Annotated in this window: 15 protein-coding genes; 5 read left to right on the forward strand and 10 right to left on the reverse strand. The window is 75.2% G+C overall.

Annotated elements, in window-relative coordinates; genetic code table 11:
- Positions 1-318 precede the first annotated feature (318 nt).
- Complete coding sequence (locus tag AB0469_RS18655; RefSeq protein ID WP_366452507.1) at positions 319-1,476, forward strand: NlpC/P60 family protein; 1,158 nt, start codon at positions 319-321, stop codon at positions 1,474-1,476.
- Here the strand turns inward: AB0469_RS18655 and AB0469_RS18660 are convergent.
- The 5 genes from AB0469_RS18660 to AB0469_RS18680 form a co-directional block, all read right to left on the reverse strand.
- Entirely contained in the window at positions 1,428-2,687 is a 1,260-nt protein-coding gene (locus AB0469_RS18660) for a styrene monooxygenase/indole monooxygenase family protein (RefSeq protein ID WP_366452508.1), read from the reverse strand. The two genes, AB0469_RS18655 and AB0469_RS18660, sit on opposite strands and share 49 nt — an antisense overlap.
- 91 nt (positions 2,688-2,778) lie before the next feature.
- Complete coding sequence (locus tag AB0469_RS18665; RefSeq protein ID WP_042811569.1) at positions 2,779-3,420, reverse strand: ATP/GTP-binding protein; 642 nt, start codon at positions 3,418-3,420, stop codon at positions 2,779-2,781.
- Positions 3,401-3,784, reverse strand: a complete 384-nt coding sequence (locus AB0469_RS18670) for a DUF742 domain-containing protein (RefSeq protein WP_366452509.1) — start codon at positions 3,782-3,784, stop codon at positions 3,401-3,403. Before AB0469_RS18670 ends, AB0469_RS18665 begins: the two co-directional genes overlap by 20 nt.
- Positions 3,781-4,257, reverse strand: a complete 477-nt coding sequence (locus tag AB0469_RS18675) for a roadblock/LC7 domain-containing protein (protein WP_366452510.1) — start codon at positions 4,255-4,257, stop codon at positions 3,781-3,783. The genes AB0469_RS18670 and AB0469_RS18675 overlap by 4 nt, the downstream gene beginning before the upstream one ends.
- Positions 4,254-7,754: a nitrate- and nitrite sensing domain-containing protein gene (locus AB0469_RS18680; RefSeq protein WP_366452511.1), complete on the reverse strand. Its 3,501-nt coding sequence runs from the start codon at positions 7,752-7,754 to the stop codon at positions 4,254-4,256. The genes AB0469_RS18675 and AB0469_RS18680 overlap by 4 nt, the downstream gene beginning before the upstream one ends.
- A 346-nt stretch (positions 7,755-8,100) precedes the next feature.
- On the opposite strand from AB0469_RS18680, the gene AB0469_RS18685 reads away from it, so the two are divergent.
- Positions 8,101-8,874 carry a hypothetical protein gene (locus AB0469_RS18685; protein WP_366452512.1) on the forward strand — a complete coding sequence of 258 codons (774 nt, stop codon included), beginning with the start codon at positions 8,101-8,103 and terminating at the stop codon, positions 8,872-8,874.
- A 30-nt stretch (positions 8,875-8,904) separates the two neighbouring features.
- Here AB0469_RS18685 and AB0469_RS18690 read toward each other — a convergent pair whose 3' ends face one another.
- From AB0469_RS18690 to AB0469_RS18710, 5 genes are all read right to left on the reverse strand, one after another.
- Positions 8,905-9,345, reverse strand: a complete 441-nt coding sequence (locus tag AB0469_RS18690; protein ID WP_042818349.1) for a MarR family transcriptional regulator — start codon at positions 9,343-9,345, stop codon at positions 8,905-8,907.
- Between the two features lie 134 nt (positions 9,346-9,479).
- Complete coding sequence (gene lon / locus AB0469_RS18695) at positions 9,480-11,876, reverse strand: endopeptidase La (protein WP_366452513.1); 2,397 nt, start codon at positions 11,874-11,876, stop codon at positions 9,480-9,482.
- Positions 11,877-12,050: 174 nt separating this feature from the next.
- The gene (locus tag AB0469_RS18700; protein ID WP_366452514.1) at positions 12,051-12,797 is read right to left on the reverse strand and encodes a DUF4097 family beta strand repeat-containing protein; all 747 of its coding nucleotides are present in this window, start codon (positions 12,795-12,797) and stop codon (positions 12,051-12,053) included.
- A gap of 122 nt (positions 12,798-12,919) precedes the next feature.
- A complete protein-coding gene (locus AB0469_RS18705) occupies positions 12,920-13,753 on the reverse strand; it encodes a sulfurtransferase (RefSeq protein WP_366452515.1) in 834 nt (277 codons plus the stop codon).
- Positions 13,754-13,877: 124 nt separating this feature from the next.
- Positions 13,878-15,263: a hypothetical protein gene (locus tag AB0469_RS18710; RefSeq protein WP_366452516.1), complete on the reverse strand. Its 1,386-nt coding sequence runs from the start codon at positions 15,261-15,263 to the stop codon at positions 13,878-13,880.
- A 90-nt stretch (positions 15,264-15,353) separates the two neighbouring features.
- Between AB0469_RS18710 and AB0469_RS18715 the strand changes: the two genes are divergently transcribed.
- The 3 genes from AB0469_RS18715 to AB0469_RS18725 all read left to right on the forward strand — a co-directional run bounded on the left by AB0469_RS18715 (position 15,354) and on the right by AB0469_RS18725 (position 17,860).
- Positions 15,354-15,923 (forward strand): hypothetical protein, encoded by a 570-nt coding sequence (locus AB0469_RS18715; RefSeq protein WP_366452517.1) that lies wholly within the window; start codon positions 15,354-15,356, stop codon positions 15,921-15,923.
- Between the two features lie 123 nt (positions 15,924-16,046).
- The gene (locus AB0469_RS18720) at positions 16,047-16,784 is read left to right on the forward strand and encodes a response regulator transcription factor (protein WP_042820756.1); all 738 of its coding nucleotides are present in this window, start codon (positions 16,047-16,049) and stop codon (positions 16,782-16,784) included.
- Positions 16,781-17,860, forward strand: coding sequence for an ATP-binding protein (locus AB0469_RS18725; RefSeq protein ID WP_366452518.1), 1,080 nt, complete (start codon positions 16,781-16,783; stop codon positions 17,858-17,860). The genes AB0469_RS18720 and AB0469_RS18725 overlap by 4 nt, the downstream gene beginning before the upstream one ends.
- Positions 17,861-17,907 lie beyond the last annotated feature (47 nt).

Consider the following 17,907-nt stretch of genomic DNA (forward strand, 5'->3'; position numbering starts at 1 on the left):
CGGGGCGGTCTGTCAAGGGTCGCCGCAGGCGATCGCGCAGCGACGCGACCGGAGGGAGCGCCCTTGACGGGCCGTCACGACGCGGAAGGACGATGAGACTGACGGGAAACCCCCAAGCCCTCCCTGTCCCGCCCAGCAGGGACCCCGCCCCCACCGACCCCGCCCGGCGGACCCCGGACCCCGCACCGCGAAGCGAACCGGACCCCGGACCCCGGACCCCGCCCCGCCCCCCGTCCGGGTGACCCCGCCGTCACCGCCGGGGGTGGTCCGGGGTCCTCGGGGTTCGCCGTGGCAGCATCAGGCCGCGGAGGTGATTACATGACAAAACGACTGTTGAGCACCGGCTGTCTCGCCGTCGCCCTCGCCGGGGTCCTCGTCGCCGCCGGTCCGCCGCCCGCCGCCCGGGCCGAGCCCGTCGGGGAGTTGCTCACCCGGCTCCAGGGGCTGTACCAGAAGGCCGAGGAGGCCACCGAGACCTACAACGCCGCCGAGGTCGCCCTCAAGGCCCGGCAGGCGGAGGACGAACGGCTCAGCTCCGCCCTGGGCAGGGCGCGTTCCGCCCTCGACTCCGAGCGGGCCACCGCCGGGCGGCTCGCCCGGGAGCAGTACCAGGGGGCCCAGGGCGGCGGCCTCTCCCCCTACCTGCGGATGCTGCTCTCCGGCGATCCCGGCCAGGCCCTCGACCAGCGCCGCCTCGCCGCCCGCGAGGGGGCCCGGCGGGCCGGTGTCGTGGCGCGGCTGGAGCGGGACCGGAAGCAGGCGGGTGCGCTCGCCGACGCCGCGCGCAAGGCCCTCGACGCCCAGCAGACCCTCGCGGCGCAGCAGAAGGAGGCCCGGCGGGACGTCACCGGCCGGCTCAGGGAGGTCGAGCGGCTGCTCGCCTCGCTGACCCCCGCCGAGCTCGCCGGGCTCGGCGCGCGGGAGGCGGCCGTCACCGCCGGGGCGCAGCGCTCCCTGCTGGACTCGGGCCGGCTGCCGGCCCGTACGACCCCGCCCACCGCCGCGGGCGACGCCGCGCTGCGCTACGCCACCGCCCAGATCGGCAAGCCGTACGTGTGGGGCGCCGAGGGCCCGGCCTCGTTCGACTGCTCCGGGCTGACCTCGCAGGCCTGGCAGCACGCCGGGCGGTCGATCCCCCGCACCAGCCAGGAGCAGTGGGCGCAGCTGCGCCGGGTGCCGCTGGACCAGCTGCGTCCGGGGGACCTGGTGGTCTACTTCCCCAAGGCCACGCACGTCGCCCTGTACATCGGCGACGGCAAGGTGATCCAGGCCCCCCGCCCGGGGGCCAGGGTCAAGGTCTCCCCGATCGCGGCGAACCCGCTCCTGGGCGCGGTCCGTCCGGACCCGGACGGGGCTCCCCTCGCCCGCTTCACCCCGCCGCCGCTGCCCGAGGGCGCGGCGGCGGACGGCGCGGCGGACGACCGGGGCTACGACGCGGAGGAGGGGCCGGCCGCCTCCGCGACCTCGGCCAGGTAGTCCTCGGCGTCCTCCGGGTCGTAGAAGTACGCGTCGAAGTCGGCCGGGTTGTCGAAGCCGTTGGCGAATCGATCCGCCACCCGCTGGTACCGCCCGGCCGCCCCGATCAGGTTCAGGACGTGCTCCGGCGGGGCGCCCAGCATGGCGTTGCTCCACTGGGTGACGGGCTTGCCCGTGGTGAACCAGTACTTGTCGAAGGTCGCCTTCATCCAGGCCTCGTCGAACGGCTTGTCGCCGTGCATGAGGATCGACGACAGGTACGAGGCCGCGCACTTGGCGGCGGCGTTCGCCCCCTGGCCGGTGATCGGGTCGTTGGCGACGACCACGTCCGCGACGCCCAGCACCAGACCGCCGCCGGGCAGCCGCCCGATCGGCTTGCGCACCACCGGCGCGTAGCGGCCGGCCAGGGTGCCGCCCGCGTCGGTCAGTTCGACCTTCGTGGCGCGGGAGTACTCCCACGGCACGTACTTCTCCATGAGCTCCAGCGTCAGCGCCAGGTGCTCGCCCGGGTCGTTCACCCCGCGGAAGACGTCCAGCGGACCGCCCGGGAGGCCCTCCCAGAACAGGATGTCCGCCCGCCCCGACGTCGTCAGCGTCGGCATGACGAACAGTTCGCCGACGCCCGGGACGAGGTTGCAGCGCACGGCGTCGGTGTCCGGGTGCTCGGGGCGCGGCCCGAGCCCGTGCACGTAGGCGACGGCCAGCGCGCGCTGCGGGCTGTCGTACGGGGAACGTGCCGCGTCCCGGCCGAACATGGAGACGAGCTCGCCCTTGCCGGCGGCGACCAGCACCAGATCGTAGGCGCGCGAGAAGTAGTCCAGGTCGGCGACGGACGCGCCGTGGATGACGAGCTGGCCGCCGCGCTGCACGAACACGTCGAGCCAGCCGGCCATCTTCACGCGCTGGTCCACGGACTGCGCGTAGCCCTTGAGGCGCCCGAGCCAGTCGACGGCGCGGCCGCCGTCGGGGGCGGCGACGGAGACGCCGAGGCCCTGGATCCGGGGGGCCTGCCGCTCCCAGAAGTTCAGCTGGAGGTCGCGCTCGTGGCGGAGCGCGGAGTCGAACATGCACTGCGTGGACATGACCCGCCCGGTGCGGATCTCGTCCGCCGTCCGGTTGGACATGAGGGTGACCTCGTAGCCCTTCGCCTGGAGGCCGAGGGCGAGCTGGAGGCCGGACTGCCCGGCCCCCACGACAAGTATCCTGCGCATCTCACGTTCTCAATCTGGGCGGTACGGGCACTACACGGGCACTACCGGCGCTCCGGGCGGTACGGACCGCACCCGGGGCCGACGGGCGGGGTCATGCGGGCGTGGCGTCCAGCGCGTGGCCCACCAGGGTGAGCAGGGACTCGACGACCGTCTCCCGGCGCCGCGCGTCCATGATCACGACGGGTACGTCCGGCGGGATGGTGAGCGCCTCCCGCACGTCCTCCGGCTCGTACTCCTTCGAGCCCTCGAAGTGGTTGACGGCGACGGCGTACGGCAGTCCGCAGCTCTCGAAGTAGTCGAGGGCGGGGAAGCAGTCCCGCAGCCGGCGCGTGTCGGCGAGCACCAGGCCGCCGATGGCGCCGCGCACCAGGTCGTCCCACATGAACCAGAACCGCTCCTGGCCCGGGGTCCCGTACACGTAGAGGACGAGGTCGTCGGCGAGGGTGATCCGGCCGAAGTCCATCGCGACGGTGGTGGTGTTCTTGTCCGGGGTCCCGGTCAGGTCGTCGGTGGGGACGCTGGCCTGGGTCATCACCGCCTCGGTGCGCAGCGGGGTGATCTCGGAGACGGAGGACACGAAGGTGGTCTTGCCGACGCCGAAGCCGCCCGCGACCAGCACCTTGACGGCGACGGGCGCGCGCGAGCGGTCGTACTGCCACGGCTGGACGGGTTCGTCGTCCAGCAGGAGCGCGGTGTCCGGACCAGTGACGGCTTCAGAGACGGCGAAGGCCATCGAGCACCCTTTCCAGCAGCGCGCGTTCGGGGCGGCCGGTGCCGTGCCCGGTGCCGTAGACGCGGATCCGGCCCTGGTCGGCGAGGTCGCTGACGAGGACCCGGACCACGCCGAGCGGCAGCTTCAGCAGTGCGGATATCTCGGCGATGGTCCGCATGCGCCGGCACACCTCGACGATGGCCCGCATCTCGGGCATCCGGTCGGGCGTCTTGGCCGGACCGGCGTCCAGGGTGGCGACGAAGGTCTCCACCAGCAGGACCTGCGCGAAGCGGGTGCGGCCGCCCGTGAGCGAGTACGGGCGGACGCGGGCGGGGCGGCGATCGGCTCCGCGTATCGGCAGCCGGTCGGAGGCCGGACTCCTCACGGGGTGTTCTCCATCGACTGGCGCAGCTCGCTGCGGACTTCGGGGGTCAGGACGTGGCCGGCACGGCCGACGAACAGGGCCATGTGGTAGGCGACGACGCCCATGTCGCAGTCGGGCGTGGCGTGCACACCCAGCAGGGAGCCGTCACTGATCGACATGACGAAGACGGAGCCGTTCTCCATCGCCACCATCGTCTGCTTGACCGAGCCGAACTCCATCAGGGAGGCGGCGCCGGTCGTGAGGCTGCCGAGCCCGGACACGATGGTGGCGAGGTCGGCCGAGGCCCCGCGGGGGCCCTTGGGCCGGCCGCCCTTGCCCGACTCCGGCGCCGCCTCGGAGGAGAGCAGCAGCAGCCCGTCCGAGGAGACCACGGCCACGGAGTTGACCCCGGGCACCTCCTCCACCAGGTCGGTCAGCAGCCACTGCAGGTTGCGGGCCTGGCTGCTCAGTCCGTACGTACTGGGCGCGGTCATGTGCGTGCCTCCTGTGCCGTGTCCCCCTGGTCGGTGTGTCCCTGTCCGTGGGCCTCCTGGGCCCCCGGACCCCCCGGGGTCTGCCGCTGGTCCTGCGCGAGTTCGGCGGCGACGACCCGGCGCCCGTCCTGGGCGCCCTGGTAGAACCCGCCGAGACGGCGACGCAGTTCCTCGGCGTCGACCCGGCGCGGCTCGGGGCGGGCCGCGGCGGGACGTCCGGCGCCGCCGCCGGGGGCGGCCACGGCGCGCGGGGTGCGCTTGGGGAGGCCCTTCGCGGTGACGGCCTCGGTGACGGGCTCGGGGTGGCTGCCCTGGCGGGGGACGAAGCCGTCCCCGGCGTCGGGCGCCCGCCGGTGCCCGCCCTGGTCGGGGTCGGCTGCCGGTGTGCGGCGCGGCAGTCTCGCCTTGCCTGCGGGGGCTCCGGGCGCGGCGTCCGTCCCCGCGGCGGCGTCCCCCTGAGCGGGGTCGCCCGACGCGGGGGCGCCTGCGTCGGCGCCGGCCGTGAAGACCTGGTCGGCCGGGGGCAGCTGCACGTCCTCGAAGGCCCCGGCCGGCGGGACGACGCGGGCGGGCCGGGCCTCGTCCCCGGCGTCCGCGGACTGCGGGTCGGCCGGGTGCGGGGCGGGGTCCGCGTCCAGGCCGACGGCGGCGGCCTTCTTGGTGAAGGCCCGCTCCCCGAAGGCCTCGGCCACGAGGTCCGCGGCGGCGAAGGATCCGGTGTCGTCGGCGTCGAAGTCGTCGGCGTCGAAGCCCGCGGTCTCGAACCCGTCGGCGTCGGCGTCGGCCTCGACGTCGTCGGACCCGTCCGCTTCGAACGCGGCGGTCTCGGACCCGTCGGCCTCCGGCTCGTCGGCGTCGACCGCGGCAGCCCCGGACACTGCGTCGCCGGACACGGCGCCCTGAAGCCCTGCACCGGACTCCGCAGCGTCGGCCCCAACGGCGCCGGCCTGGACCGCGTCGGACACGGCGGCCCGAACCTCGGCGGCACCGGACTCCACAGCGTCGGCCTCAAAGGCGTCGACCGCGGCAGCCCCGGACACTGCGTCGCCGGACACGGCGCCCTGCACCTCGGCGGCACCCGACTCCACGGCGTCAGCCTCGACCGCGTCGGCCTCAACGGCGTCGGCGTCGGCGTCGACCGCGTCGGACACGGCGGCGTCGGCGTCGACCGCGTCGGCCTCGGCGGCGCCGGACCCGGCGGCCTCGGGCTCCACGGCCTCGACCTCGGCGGCCTCTGCTCCGGACCCATCGGCTGCGTCACCGGCGGGCTCCGCGTCGAAGGCCTCGGCCAGCGGGACCACCTTGGCGGTCTCCTCGGGGGCCGGTGCATCGGCCGTGGCCGGGCGCAGCCGGGGCGGGAGGGTGTGCTCGTTGGCCTCGGCGATCACGCCGGGCAGCTGGAGCGCGGGCACGCCGGAGGAGCCCAGGCGGTGGACCGGGGAGGCCGGCGGGGCGTCCGGCAGCAGCGAGGCGGGGATGACGACGACGGCCTCGGTGCCGCCGTGGGCGGCGGTGCGCAGCTCGGCGGTGACGCCGTGGCGCGCCGCGAGGCGTCCGGCGACGTACAGGCCGAGGCCCAGACCGTGCTCGGCCTCGGGCTCCTCGTCGTAGGCCTCGGGCGAGGCGAGGCGGGAGTTCAGGGAGTCGAGCCGGTCCCCGGTGACGCCGATGCCCTCGTCGACGACGGACAGCACCACGTCGCCGGCGTCGGTGATCAGGCCGGAGACCTTCACCTTGGCGTCCGGCGGGGAGAAGGTGGTGGCGTTCTCCAGGAGCTCGGCGACGACGTGCGAGATGTCGTCGGCGGCGTGCCCGGCGACCTGCGTGTAGGAGGGCAGGGTGGTCAGGTCGACGCGCTCGTAGCGCTCGATCTCGCTGACGGCGGCGCGCATGACGTCGACCAGCGGCACGGGCAGGCTCTGCCCGTGGCCGTGTTCCTGTCCGGCGAGGACCAGCAGGTTCTCGTTGTGGCGGCGCATGACCGTGGCGAGGTGGTCCAGCTTGAAGAGGGTGGCGAGCCGGTCCGGGTCGCCTTCCTTGGACTCCAGCTCCTCGATGACGGCGAGCTGGCGCTCGACGAGGCCCAGGGTGCGCAGCGAGAGGGAGACCGAGGTGGTCGACATGACGCGGCGGTGCTCCTCCAGCCCCGCGCGCAGTTCCGCCAGCTCCTTCTCCAGGGCCTTGCGGCCGGCGGCGGTCTCCTTCTCCAGGGCCTCGCGGCCGGAGGTGAGGGCCTCGTTGCGGCCGATGAGCCGGCGCCGGTCGGCGTCGAGTCCGGCGACCTTGGTGTGGAGGGCGACGGTCTGCTCGCGGACCGCGTTGAGGTGCCGGACGACCTCGGCGAACTCGTCGTTGCGGCCGGTGAAGCGCACCGGCTCCTGGGCGCCCTCGGGGGTCGCCAGCCGTTCGGCGCCGCGGCGCAGTACGGACAGGGGCCGGGTCAGGGAGCGGGCGACGGCGGTGGAGAAGCCGACGACGAAGAGGAAGAGGACGCCGAGTCCGGCGACCATCAGCTCCAGGCGGGTCACGTCGTCGTCGCGCAGGGTGGCGAGGGCGGTGGCCCGCTGGCCGGCGAGGGTGGCTTCGACGGAGCGCATGCGGTCGAGGCGGGCGGTCAGCGCGGCGGCGAGGGCGGCCGGGTCGGTGGCCTTGCGTTCGGCGGGGGTCAGCGTGGGCCGCTCGGTGAGCCGCTTGAGCTGGTCCTCGGCGCTCTTGACCTCGGGGCCGGTGACGGTGGCGGCGAGGGTCTGGCGGACGTCGGGGCGCGCGGCGCGCGCGAAGTCGTCGAGGGCGGCCTGCTCGCGTACGCGGGAGCGCTGTGCGGCGGCGCTGAGCTCGTCGGCGGCGGCGTTGCCCGGGGCCTGTTCGGCGCGGGGGACGGCCAGCGCGGCGAGCAGCAGCCCGCGGGTGGCGGAGGCCTGGTCCACGGCCTGGCTCAGCGGGGCCATGGGGCGGGTGAAGGCGAGGGCGGCGTCGGCGCGGGGCGGGGTGAGCTCGGCGAGCCGGTCGCCGGGCGCGAGGAGTTCGGTGAGGACGCCGGCGTAGGCCTGCTGGGCGGCCACGGCGGTGCCCTTGCCGTCGACGGCCTCGGCGCGGGCGGCCTTGATGTGGCCGAGGGCGCGGGCGAGGTCCTCGTCGGCCTCCGGGCGGAGTTCGGCGAGCTGCCGGTCGGTGCGCGCGGTGCGCTCGTCGACGGGGGCCTTGGCGTTGCCGGGGCGGCCCTTGGCCACGTACTCGACGACGGCGTCGCGCTCGTCGCCGAGGAGGTGGACGAGGGTGAGGGCGTGCTGTGTCTGCTCGGCGAGGGTGACGAGTCGCTGGGAGTCGTCCAGTTCCCTGGTGGCGGAGACGACGGCGGGGGTGCCGGCCGCGAGGACGGTGAGTCCGGCGACTGCTACTCCGACGACCAGCCTGCTGCGGACGCGGACGCGTCGTCCTGCGTTGGCGGGTCCGTCGGCGCTGGCGGTGCCGTTCTTCCGAGACCGCTTCTTCTGCACCGGTGCTCGCAATCCTGTACGTGAGGTCGTGCTCGTCTACTCGTGTGGCCGAGGTAACGGCCGGTCAACAAGTAAACGCCCCCTGCCCCCTCGTACCGCCTCAGACCTTCGCAGTGTGTTGGGAGGAGAGCCGCACATCGCCCACCCGGCCACTCGAAGGAGTGAACATCACGGAGGAGTGGCCGACCAACTCGGGCACGGCGTGCCAGGGGCCCTCCTTGGACGGGTGGTTGAAGGTCGGGGCGGGCTTTGGCAATATGCCCGCCCACACTTACCGGCAGTACCCGTTCCGGTATTGGTCCGCACCTTCCCGGCACCAAAGGGCCCCGGTGGGCAGAATGTCCCCATGCACATCGACCTCGCCTCGGCCCCCGGAACTGCGGAACGCCCCAACGAGGACTGGGTGTCGGCGTCGACACCTGCGGCGGGAGGGGGTGTTGTGGTCGTCCTGGACGGGGTCACCCCGCCGCGCGGGGACGACGGGTGCGCGCACGGAGTGCCCTGGTTCACCACCCGGCTGGGCGGCCGATTGACCGAACTGTCCGGATCGCGGCGGGACATGCCGCTCGACCGGATCCTGGCGCGGGCCATCGAGGACACGGCCGACGCGCACCGTGAAACCTGTGACCTTTCTCACGTCCGCACCCCGCAGGCGACGGTGGTGATGGCGCGCTGGGACGCGGCCTGCGTGGAGCACCTCGTGCTGTCGGACTCCGTGCTCCTGCTGCGGGCGCCGGGCGGCGGGGTCACGGCGGTGCTCGACGACCGGCTGGACCGGATCCCGCACGGGGTGCGCGGCTCGGTGGCGGCGACGGACGCGCTGCGCAACGCCGAGGGCGGGTTCTTCACGGCCGCGGCGGACCCGTCGGTGGCGGCGCGGGCGGTCACCGGGCGCACCCCGCGCGAGCAAGTGGGGGCGCTGGCCGCGCTGACGGACGGGGCGAGCCGGTGGACGGACACGTTCGGGGAGGGCGACTGGGCGGCCTGTCTGGACGTGCTGCGCGGGGAGGGGGCGCGGGGGCTGATCGGGCGGGTCCGGGCCCTCGAGTCCGATCCGCTGCGCCCGCCGGCCCGCCACAAGCGGCACGACGACGCCTCGGCGGTCTACGCGGAGCTGTGAGACGGGGCCGGGGGCCGCTCCGGGCGGGTGCTACTCCTCGCCGGAGTTCAGCTGGTTCAGCAGCCGGGCCAGCTCGGCGACCTCGCCGCGGTCCCAGTCGGCCAGCTTGCGCATGTACTGCTCGCGCCGGGCCCCCCGTACGCGCAGGAAGCGCTCCCGGCCCTCGTCCGTGAGGCCGACGAGGAAGGCGCGGCCGTCGGCGGGGTCCGGCTCGCGCGCGACCAGGCCCAGCAGCTCCAGGGCGCGCAGCTGCCGGCTCATCGTGGCCTTGCCGACGCCGAAGTAGGCGGCCAGCTCGGTGGCCCGCTGGCGGCCGGCGGCCTCCAGGCGGACGAGCAGCCCGTACGCGGCGGGCTCCAGCTCCGGGTGCAGGGCGCGGGCCATCTCGCCGGAGGAGGCGCGGGCGCGCCGAAGGAAGACGGACAGCTCCCGCTCCAGGGCGAGGAACTCCTGGTCTTCGCTGCCGTGCACGTGCCGCTCCCATCGGTGATGGGGGTGCGAGCCTGGCACCCCTGTACGGGTCCAGTATTTCGCAGGTGGTGTGCCGCGGGCCCGGGGCCCCGCCGATGCGGGGTCCCGGGCCTGCGGTGACGCTGCGCCGCCGGTCAGGCGGCCTTGGTGAAGGAGACCACCGCAGGGGCGAGGGCGAGCTCCAGCACCTGGCGCACGTCGGTCACCGGGTGCACCTCCAGCCCCTCCAGCACCTCGCTGGGGACGTCGTCCAGGTCGGCCTCGTTGCGCTTCGGGATGATCACGGTGGTCAGCCCGGCCCGGTGGGCGGCGAGCAGCTTCTGCTTGACCCCGCCGATGGGCAGCACCCGCCCGGTCAGCGAGACCTCGCCGGTCATGGCCACGTCCGTGCGGACCTGGCGGCCGGAGAGCAGGGAGGCCAGCGCGGTGGTCATGGTGATGCCCGCGCTCGGTCCGTCCTTGGGGACGGCTCCCGCCGGGAAGTGGATGTGCACGCCCCGGTCCTTCAGATCGGCGACCGGGAGCTCCAGCTCCGCGCCGTGCGAGCGCAGGAAGCTGAGCGCGATCTGCGCCGACTCCTTCATGACGTCGCCCAGCTGCCCGGTCAGGGTCAGTCCGGCGGCCCCCGTCTCGGGGTCGGCCAGGGAGGCCTCGACGAAGAGCACGTCGCCGCCGGCTCCGGTCACGGCGAGGCCCGTGGCCACGCCGGGGACCGCCGTGCGCCGCTCGGCCGGGTCCTGGGCGGACTCCGGCACGTGGTGCGGGCGCCCGATCAGGCCGCGCAGCTCGCCCGCGCCGATGGAGAACGGGAACTCCCGCTCGCCCAGCTCGTGCTGCGAGGCGACCTTGCGCAGCAGCCGCGCGATGGACCGCTCCAGGGTGCGCACGCCCGCCTCGCGGGTGTACTCCCCCGCGAGCTTGCGCAGGGCGTCCTCCTCCAGGACCACCTCGTCGGCGGCGAGGCCGGCGCGCTCCAGCTGGCGGGGCAGCAGGTGGTCGCGGGCGATGACGACCTTCTCGTCCTCGGTGTAGCCGTCGAGGCGCACCAGCTCCATCCGGTCGGCCAGGGCCTCCGGGATGGCCTCCAGCACGTTCGCGGTGGCCAGGAAGACCACGTCGCTCAGGTCGAGCTCGACCTCCAGGTAGTGGTCGCGGAAGGTGTGGTTCTGCGCCGGGTCCAGTACCTCCAGCAGGGCCGCGGCGGGGTCGCCGCGGAAGTCGGAGCCGACCTTGTCGATCTCGTCGAGGAGCACGACCGGGTTCATGGACCCGGCCTCCTTGATCGCCCGTACGATCCGGCCCGGCAGGGCGCCGACGTAGGTGCGGCGGTGGCCGCGGATCTCGGCCTCGTCCCGGACGCCGCCGAGGGCGACGCGGACGAAGGTGCGGCCCATGGCGTGGGCCACGCTCTCCCCGAGCGAGGTCTTGCCGACTCCGGGGGGCCCGACCAGCGCGAGCACGGCGCCGCCGCGCCGTCCGCCGATGACGCCCATCCCCCGCTCGCCGCGCCGCTTGCGCACGGCGAGGTACTCGGTGATGCGGTCCTTCACGTCGTCCAGCCCGGCGTGCTCGGCGTCGAGCACGGCCCGCGCGCCGCGGATGTCGTAGCTGTCCTCGCTGCGCTCGTTCCAGGGCAGCTCCAGGACGGTGTCGAGCCAGGTGCGGATCCAGGAGCCCTCGGGGCTCTGGTCGCTGGAGCGCTCCAGCTTGTCGACCTCCTTGAGGGCGGCCTCGCGCACCTTCTCGGGCAGGTCGGCGGCCTCGACGCGGGCGCGGTAGTCGTCGGACTCCTCGCCCTCCTTCTCCCCGCCCAGCTCGCGCAGCTCCTTGCGGACGGCCTCCAGCTGGCGGCGGAGCAGGAACTCGCGCTGCTGCTTCTCGACGCCGTCCTGGACGTCCTTGGCGATGGACTCGGCGACGTCCTGCTCGGCGAGGTGGTCGCCGAGCGCCTTGACGGCGAGCCGCAGCCGGGCGACCGGGTCGACGGTCTCCAGCAGTTCGACCTTCTGGGCCACGGTCAGGAACGGCGAGTAGCCGGAGTTGTCGGCGAGCGCCGACACGCCCTCGATCTGCTGCACCCGGTCCACGACCTGCCAGGCGCCGCGCTTCTTGAGCCAGCTGGTGGCGAGGGCCTTGTACTCCTTGACGAGCTCGGCGACCGATCCGGGCAGCGGGTCGGGCACCTTCTCCTCGACGCTCTCCCCCTCGACCCAGAGCGCCGCCCCGGGCCCGGTGGTCCCGGCGCCGATCCGGACGCGTCCGCGCCCGCGGATCAGCGCCCCGGGATCGCCGTCGGAGAGCCGCCCGACCTGCTCGACGGTCCCCAGCACGCCGATCCCGGCGTACTTCCCGTCGACCCGTGGCACGAGCAGCACCCGGGGCTTCCCGCTGCCCCGCGCGGCCTGCGCGGCCTCGACGGCCGCGCGCACCTCGGCGTCGGACAGGTCCAGCGGGACGACCATCCCGGGCAGCACGACCTCGTCGTCGAGCGGCAGCACGGGCAGGGTGAGCGTTACGGACGTCGAAGCCATGATCTTCCCTCCGGCAGTGAAGTTGAGCTATGCCGACTCAATGCTTCTGCGCCCGGCAATGTTCCCCAACTGGCGTTCGCCGGGGGCGAACAGCTGCGCGGCTCCGTCAACGACCCGCCCGGCCCTTCGAGGTGGAGGTCGATGCCGTTCTCGACGAGGACCGGGAGGCGCCGGTCAGGAGGCGGCGACGCGGATGTCGCCCGAGCTGGTGCGCACCTTGATGCTCGACGGGGCGCCGGGGGTGTCGGCCAGGGAGAGGTGACGGGTCCCGGCGGAGGTTTCGGTGGACAGTGCGTAGGGGCCCTGCGGGGCCGTCACGGCGACGTCGCCGGAGCTGGTGGTGACGGACACCGAGGCCGGGGCCTTGGCGAAGCCGGCCTCGACGTCCCCGGAGCTGGCCCGGAACTCGGCCCCGGCCCCTTCCAGGCCGGTGGCGGTGATCCGCCCCGAGGAGGTGCGGACCTTCACCGGGCCGGTGATCCGCTCGGCGCGGACGTCTCCGGAGGAGGAGGTCAGGTCGGCCCGGGCGACGCCCTTGACGGTGATGTCGCCGCTGCTGCTCTCGACCCGTATCCGGGCCGCCGCCGGCACCTCCAGGCGGTAGTCGATCCAGCAGTCGTCCCCGCAGCCGTCGCTGAAGGTCAGCACCCCGCCCGAGACCCGCTGCCCGGGCGTGGGCGCTTCGGCGCCCCGGTAGTGGACGACCCGGTGGACGGCGACCCCGGGGCCGGAGCCGGGGGCCACCTCGACGTCACCGCTGCGGACGCCCGTCAGCTCCACCGCCGTGACCGCCTCGGTGACGGTGGCGTCGGCGTCGGCGGTCTTCGCCGGGCCCACCCCCGTCAGGGCGCAGCCGGACAGCAGGAGGGCGGCCCCGAGGGCCGTGACGACGAGGCGGGTCGACGTGGTGTGAGGTGCCATACCGGGAGTCTGCCCAGCGGGCGGCCCGGTTGCGCGGGTGCAGGCATCCGAACCGGGGGTGGAGCCAGCCCCACCCCCGCCCCTGCCCCGGTCCCCGCCCCGCCCCCGCGGCCGGGCGCCGCTCAGCCCCCGGTCGCCACCGGCCGGTCCGAGGGCGCGCCCCACTCGCTCCACGAGCCGTCGTACACCGCGGTCCGCCCGTACCCGGCCAGGGTCGCCCCCAGGGCGAGCACGCAGGCCGTGACGCCGGAGCCGCAGCTGAAGTAGAGCCGCTCCCGCCCCGGCGCCAACGCCTCGAAGGCCGCGCGGAGTTCGCCGGCCGGACGCATCAGGCCCCCCGGCCCCTGGAGTTCGCCGAACGGCAGGTTGAGCGCGCCCGGCATGTGGCCGCCGCGCAGCCCCGGCCGGGGCTCGGGCGCGGTACCGGCGAAGCGCTCCCGGGTCCGGGCGTCGAGCACGGCGGCGGCCGGGTCGGCGAGGGCCCCGGCGACGGTGTCGGCGTCCACGAGCAGCCCGGGGCGGAGCCGGGCGGTGAAGGAGCCGCGCGGGCCGTCGTACACCGCCGGGGCCGCCTCGACGGGCAGCCCGGCGGCGGTCCAGGCCGGCAGGCCGCCGTCGAGCACGGCGGCGCGGTCGAAGCCCGTGGCGCGCAGCATCCACCAGGCGCGGGCGCTGGAGTAGATCCCGGCGGCGTCGTAGACGACCACGGTGTCGGTGTCGTCGACGCCGAGCCCCCGCACGGCCTCCTCGAACGCCGCGGCCGCCGGCATGGTGTGCGGGGCGGGGGCGGTGTGGTCGGAGAGGTCGCCGTCCAGGTCGAAGGGGCGGGCCCCGGGGATCCTCGCGGGTGCGCCCCGGTGCGCCCCGACGGAGGCGTCGAACACCACGACCCGGCCGAGGTGCGCGGCGAGCCAGTCGGCGGTGACCAGGGGTCCGGGTATCGGGGGGACGGGCATGCGGGGCCTCCGGGGCGGCGTCGGGCACGGTCTGCCGCCCATCCTGGCGCACCCGCACGGCCGGTGGGGCCGTCGGGCCCGGGTCAGCCGCACCCGCACGGCCGTTGGGGCCGTCGGGCCCGGGTCAGCCGCACCCGCCCCGCCGCGCGTACACCGCCACCCTCGCCCCCTGGACCCCGGTGACCGAGCAGCGGTCGAACGAGGCCGCCAGGGTGTCGCGCTTGACCGCCTCCGCCGGGTACGGGTCCAGCGGCTGGTCCGCGGGGTCCAGCAGGGCCACCACCCGGGCGGAGTCCAGCAGCGCCCGCCGGATCCGGTCCGGGGGGAGCTCCGTGCCGTGGAGGGTGTGCGAGGCGGTCGGGGCGCCGGCCAGGGCCACGTCGCGCAGCCCCCCGTACACCCGGGGCGAGGACAGCAGCCACTCCCGCCGCCGCGCGGGCAGGAACAGCACCGCGTCCCCCGGGCGGGCCTCCTCCCGGACCACCGCCGCGACGGCGAGGACGTCGTCCCTGCGGCTCTCGGGGGTCCGCAGCCACGCCGACCACACCGCCGCCGGCACCAGCAGCAGGGCCGCCGCCGGCCAGGGCGCCCACCGCCGCACCCCGGACGCCCGCACCTGCGCCAGCCGCGCCCCCGCCGACAGGGCGAGCCCGCCCAGGGCGTACAGGACGTACCGGTCGACGTACCAGGGGTGCACCAGCGAGACCGCCATCAGCAGCCCCGGCGGCAGCAGGGCCAGCGGAACGGCGACCCGGACGAGCTCCGGCGCGGCTCCCGCGCCGCGGGCCGGCAGCAGCACGGCCGCCACCAGCACCCCGTACGCCGCCCAGTCCTGCCAGCCGGGCCGCCCCAGCCAGCCCAGCTGCCGGCCCGCCTGCCCGGCGCTCACCACCACAAGGGGCAGCAGCCCGGCGGCGACCGCCGCGGCCGCCCACCGCCAGCCCCGCGCGCGCCAGGCGCAGCAGCCGTGCGCGAGCAGCGCCAGCGCGGCGAACTCGTGCAGCCAGCAGCCCGCCAGCAGCACCACCGCGTAGGCGGCCCACCACCGCCGCAGCATCAGGTACGTCGCCCAGGCCACGGCGGCCGCGACCAGGGCGTACGAGCGCCCTTCCTGCCCGTACATCTGCACCGGCGGGAGCAGGACGTAGACGGTGCCCGCCCCCAGCGCGGCCCGCGGCCCCGCCAGCCGGTGCGCCGCGGCCGCCACGCCCCCGGCGGCGAGGGCCGTCCCCGCCACGGACGGCAGCCGCAGCGCCCACAGGCCCGGGCCGCCGGCGTCCCCCGCGAGGGGGAACGCCGCGAACACGGCGTGCATCACCCCGTAGTACAGCCCGTGCACCGCGTCGACCTGCCCGAGCAGGTCCCGGAGCTGCCCGGCCGGCCGGTGCGCGACCTGCCAGGTGGTGGATTCGTCCCGCCACATGCTGCCGGGGCCCGGTCCCCGCTCCAGCCCCCACAGGCCGAGGAGGAGGACGGCGAGCAGGGGCGGGAACCAGCGCCAGGGGGCCATGCGGTGGATGACGTCCTCCGGGGTGCTTTCCGTGGCGGTTCGGGGCCTCCATACTCGGGGGCGGTACCGGTGACCCGCTGGAGGTGGGGCGTGCGAGCGATGCGAGCGGCCGGGGCCGCGGCGGCGGTGCTGCTCGCCGCGGTGTCCCTGGCGGGGTGCGGCCACGACGGCTCCCCGGGCGGCCCTGCGCCGGCGGGGGCCACGGCAGCCGTCCCCACCGCGCCCGCGGCGACCGGCCCGGGGCCCACGCCGAGCGCACCGCCCGCCACCCGCGCGACGGCGACCGCCCCCGGCAGCGCGCGGCCCACCGCCGACCCGTCCACCGAGCGCCTGCTGCGCGTCACCCGCAGCGGCGGTTTCGCGGGCCGGACGCGCACCCTGCTCGTCAACGGCGACGGCTCCTGGACCCTCCTGGGCGGGCAGGACGAGGACCTGCGCAAGGGCCGTCTCGCCCCGGCGGAACTGGAGGACCTGCGCACCGCGCTGCGGGAGGCGGACTTCGCGCACCTGCCCCGCACCGCGACCGCCGATCCGCCGGTCTACGACGGGTTCACGTACTCCTTCGTCCACGGCGGATTCGAGGTGGCGGCCGACCAGACGGCACTGCCGCCGGCCCTGTCCCGGGTGCTGGCGGCCCTCCCCGGATTCGACTCCGCCTGAGGAATCCGGGATGAATCTCTGATTCCGCATGGTGTCCGGTCCTGTCCGAACCCTCCATGGCCGCAGCCCGGTGCCTCCTCTACGCTGCACCCCAGCCATCACGCGGATCATCAGGGGCGGGACATGGAACAGACACACACCCACAACGGCGCCGCGGCCACCCCAGGTGCCCAGCGGCGCGTGCTGGTGGTCGAGGACGACCGCACCATCGCCGACGCCATCGCGGCCCGGCTGCGCGCCGAGGGCTTCCAGGTGCAGACCGCCTACGACGGACCGGCCGCCGTCGCGTCGGCCGAGAGCTGGCTGCCCGAGCTGCTGGTGCTGGACGTCATGCTGCCCGGGTTCGACGGGCTGGAGGTGTGCCGGCGGGTGCAGGCGCAGCGGCCCGTCCCGGTGCTGATGCTGACGGCCCGGGACGACGAGACCGACATGCTGGTCGGCCTGGGGGTCGGGGCGGACGACTACATGACGAAGCCGTTCTCCATGCGCGAGCTGGCCGCGCGGGTGCACGTGCTGCTGCGCCGGGTGGAGCGGGCCACGCAGGCCGCGACCGCCCCGCGCGGGGCGACGCTGCGGCTGGGGGACCTGGAGATCGACCACGCCCAGCGGCGGGTGCGGGTGCAGGCGGAGGACGTGCACCTGACGCCGACCGAGTTCGACCTGCTGGTGTGCCTGGCGGGGACCCCGCGGGCGGTGCTGTCGCGGGAGCAGCTGCTGGCGGAGGTGTGGGACTGGGCCGACGCGTCGGGCACCCGCACCGTCGACAGCCACATCAAGGCCCTGCGCCGGAAGATCGGCGCGGAGCGGATCCGTACGGTCCACGGCGTCGGGTACGCCCTGGAGACCCCGGCGCAGGCGTGAGCGGCGGACGCCCCGAGGGGAGGCTCCGGCCGTTCTCGCCGTTCTCGATCAAGACCAAGCTGGGCACGCTCGTCGTGGTCTCGGTGTTCATCACCACCGGGCTGCTGATGGTGGCGCTGCGCACGGCCACGGAGCTGCGGTTCATCACGGTCTTCTCGGTGATCGCCTCGATGCTGATCACCCAGTTCGTGGCGCACGGCCTGACGGCGCCGCTGGACGAGATGACGAGGGTCGCCCGGGCCGTCTCGCACGGGGACTACACCCGCCGGGTGCGCGGGGCCGGGCGCCGGGACGAGCTGGGCGACCTGGCGTCGACGATCAACCGGATGGCCGACGATCTGGAGGCCGAGGACAGGCACCGTCGAGAGCTGGTCGCGAACGTCTCGCACGAGCTCCGCACTCCGATCGCGGGGCTGCGGGCGGTCCTGGAGAACGTGGTGGACGGGGTCTCGGAGGCCGATCCGGAGACCATGCGGACGATGCTGAAGCAGGCGGAGCGGCTCGGCCGGCTGGTGGAGACGCTGCTGGACCTGTCGCGGGTGGACAACGGGGTGGTGCCGCTGAAGGCGCGCCGCTTCGAGGTGTGGCCGTACCTGTCGGGGGTGCTGAAGGAGTCGGGGCTGGCGGCCGCGGGGCGGCCGGGGCTGTCTTCCGGTTCGGGTGGGCACACCCGCAACGACGTGCACCTCCACTTGGACGTGCATCCTCCGGAGCTGACCGCGTACGCGGACGCGGAGCGGCTGCACCAGGTGGTGGCCAACCTGATCGACAACGCCGTGAAGCACAGCCCGGCGCACGGCCGGGTCACGGTCCGGGCGCGGTCGGGCGACACGCCCGGGAGCCTGGCGCTGGAGGTCGTGGACGAGGGGCCGGGGATTCCGGAGGCGGAGCGGCACCGGGTCTTCGAGCGGTTCAACCGGGGCTCGGCGCGCGGCGGCGACGGGGGCACCGGGCTGGGGCTGGCGATCGCCCGCTGGGCCGTCGGCCTGCACGGAGGGGAGATCCGCGTGGCCGAATCGTCACGTGGTTGCCGAATCCTTGTCACCCTTCCGGGCAGCTCGCCGGTGCTGTCTTGACGTAGGGTTCGAGTGGGAAGGACATGATCTCGGCCACACGTGCCCGA

The organism is Streptomyces sp. NPDC093801 (genome assembly GCF_040701585.1).
Classification (GTDB): domain Bacteria; phylum Actinomycetota; class Actinomycetes; order Streptomycetales; family Streptomycetaceae; genus Streptomyces.

Coding starts and splice junctions, on each gene's coding strand:
- AB0469_RS18655 (WP_366452507.1), top strand. CDS start 319: ATGACAAAACGACTGTTGAGCACCGGCTGTCTCGCCGTCGCCCTCGCC.
- AB0469_RS18660 (WP_366452508.1), bottom strand. CDS start 2,687: ATGCGCAGGATACTTGTCGTGGGGGCCGGGCAGTCCGGCCTCCAGCTC.
- AB0469_RS18665 (WP_042811569.1), bottom strand. CDS start 3,420: ATGGCCTTCGCCGTCTCTGAAGCCGTCACTGGTCCGGACACCGCGCTC.
- AB0469_RS18675 (WP_366452510.1), bottom strand. CDS start 4,257: ATGACCGCGCCCAGTACGTACGGACTGAGCAGCCAGGCCCGCAACCTG.
- AB0469_RS18685 (WP_366452512.1), top strand. CDS start 8,101: ATGCACATCGACCTCGCCTCGGCCCCCGGAACTGCGGAACGCCCCAAC.
- lon (WP_366452513.1), bottom strand. CDS start 11,876: ATGGCTTCGACGTCCGTAACGCTCACCCTGCCCGTGCTGCCGCTCGAC.
- AB0469_RS18700 (WP_366452514.1), bottom strand. CDS start 12,797: ATGGCACCTCACACCACGTCGACCCGCCTCGTCGTCACGGCCCTCGGG.
- AB0469_RS18705 (WP_366452515.1), bottom strand. CDS start 13,753: ATGCCCGTCCCCCCGATACCCGGACCCCTGGTCACCGCCGACTGGCTC.
- AB0469_RS18710 (WP_366452516.1), bottom strand. CDS start 15,263: ATGGCCCCCTGGCGCTGGTTCCCGCCCCTGCTCGCCGTCCTCCTCCTC.
- AB0469_RS18720 (WP_042820756.1), top strand. CDS start 16,047: ATGGAACAGACACACACCCACAACGGCGCCGCGGCCACCCCAGGTGCC.